This is a genomic window from Mesorhizobium sp. M7D.F.Ca.US.004.03.1.1 (genome assembly GCF_003998635.1).
Lineage (GTDB): Bacteria > Pseudomonadota > Alphaproteobacteria > Rhizobiales > Rhizobiaceae > Mesorhizobium > Mesorhizobium loti.
Window position 1 is genome coordinate 1 of sequence record NZ_RZQG01000952.1, and the last position, 2,179, is coordinate 2,179.

Below are 2,179 nucleotides of genomic sequence, written 5' to 3' on the forward strand. Positions count from 1 at the left end.
ACATTGATATTTTGTCTGCAGACCCGGCGCTGCCCTCCCCCGATCGCTTCGCGACCAACCCATACCGGGGCGAGCCGCCTGTCCCTCGGACCCCGTAAATGGGGCGAGGGAAAAGGCGCTTACTTCGATCGCGAAAACGCCAGCCACAGGCCGCCGCCGACCATGAAGCTGCCGCTGATCCTGGACAAAAGCTTGATGCGGCTGGCCGACAGCAGACGCCCGGCGCGGCCGGCGGCCAATGCATAGGTCGAATCCGACATGGCAGCGAAGATCATGGCGGTCAGGCCCATGACGGCGATCTGCAGCGAGTAGTTGCCTTGCGGCGAAATGAACTGCGGAAAGAAGGCGCCGAAGAAGATCAGCGTCTTGGGGTTGCTGAGCGCCACCAGCAGACCCTGCAGGAAGAAGCCGCCGCGCGGTTTCCTGGCGGTTCCATCCGCGTTCAGCGTGTCCTTGGAACGGAACATCTGCGCGCCCATCCAGATCAGATAGGCGGCGCCGATCAGCCTGACCCATTCGAACCAATGGCCCATGCCCGCAATCAGCGTGTTGAGGCCGATGCCGACGATGGCGATCATCACGGCAAGCCCGGCCTGCGTGCCGGCGACATTGGCGAGACCGGCGCGGGAGCCATGGCGAATGCTGTTGGCGATGATCAGCGTGACCGTCGGACCCGGTACCAGGATGATGACGATGCAAGCCAGGACATAGGCGGCGTAGAGTTCGAGCGACATGATTTTTCCCTGGGAATGCCGACGATGCGGCGCAGCTGAGGACAATCAATGCATGGCGGCGCTGCCGATGCAAGCCGATGCGCGAAGCGCCGCGACAGGCCGGTGCATGCGGCTCAGGCGCTGGCGCCGGACTGCCAGGGCAGCGTCGCCTCATAGGCCGCCGCCGCCTTCAGCACGGCAAGGTCGCCGCGTGGCCGGCCGATCAGCTGCATGCCCATCGGCCTAGCCTTGTCGTCGAAGCCGACCGGCACGTTGACCGCCGGGCAGCCGCCCAAGGTCGCGAAAGCGGAAACCTGCATCCAGCGGTGGTAGCTGTCCATTGCGCGTCCGGCGACCTCGCGGGGCCAATGCGTGCTTACATCGAAGGGGAAGACCTGCGCGGTCGGCAGCGCGATGAGATCATAGCGGTCGAAGAGCGACAGCAGCATGCGATGCCAGGACGTGCGGATGACCGACGCCGCGCGAATCTGCGGCGCCGTCAGCCGCATTGCGTTCTCCACCTCCCAGATGGCCTCCGGCTTGAGCAGGCCGCGCTTGGCGGGATCGTCATAGTGGGTTTTGAGCGCGCAGCCGCTGCTGGCCTGGCGCAGCGTCACGAAGGCCTGCCACAGCGCTTCGAAGTCGAAATCCGGCAGCAGCGGTTCGGTCACGAAGGACGCTTGCGCGAACCGGCCAAGGGCTGCTTCGCACAGATCGAGGATGCCGGGTTCGACCGGCAGATGGCCGCGGAGGTCACCAAACCAGGCGATGCGGCCGCCAGTCGCTGCCATGCCGAGCCCTTCGAGGAACGAGCCCGGTTTCTCATAGGACAATGGCGCGTGCGGGTGGTAACCGGCCTGCACATCGAGTAGCAGCGCCATGTCACGGACGTTGCGGCCCATCGGCCCATCGACGCCCATCTGCGCATGAAAAACCTCAAAGTCGGGTCCGCCGGGGACAAGTCCTTGCGACGGGCGGAAGCCATAGACATTGTTCAAGGCGGCCGGATTGCGCAGCGAGCCGCCGAAGTCGCTGCCATCGGCGACAGGCAGCATGTCGAGCGCCAGCGCCACAGCCGCGCCGCCGCTCGAGCCGCCGGCGGTCAGGGCCGGATCGAAGGCGTTCAGCGTCGGTCCGAACACGCTGTTGTAGGTGTTGGAGCCAAGGCCGAATTCGGGGACGTTGGTCTTGCCGATGATGATGGCGCCGGCGTCGCGGATGCGCTCGACAAAGAAATCGTCTTCCTGGGGCACGAAATCGGCGAAGATCGGCGAGCCGAGGGAGGTTCTGAGGCCCTTGGTCGAGGCGAGATCCTTGATGGCGATCGGCAGGCCGAAGAGCGGGCCGGCTTCGACACTTGTCCGCCTGATATCGGCGGCATCGGCTTCGCGCAGGATGTCGCCGCGGTCGCGCAACGAAACGATGGCGTTGACCAGCGGGTTGACCGCCTCGATGCGGTCGAGGAA

2 protein-coding genes are annotated in these 2,179 nt (G+C 65.4%); both read right to left on the minus strand.

The features are described 5' to 3' along the window. Positions 1–119: 119 nt before the first annotated feature. Entirely contained in the window at positions 120–734 is a 615-nt protein-coding gene (locus EN935_RS32380) for a LysE family translocator (protein ID WP_127264784.1), read from the minus strand. 113 nt (positions 735–847) lie between these two features. Beyond that, the coding region (locus tag EN935_RS32385) for an amidase (protein WP_164771544.1) at positions 848–2,179 on the minus strand (1,332 nt) is incomplete at its 5' end.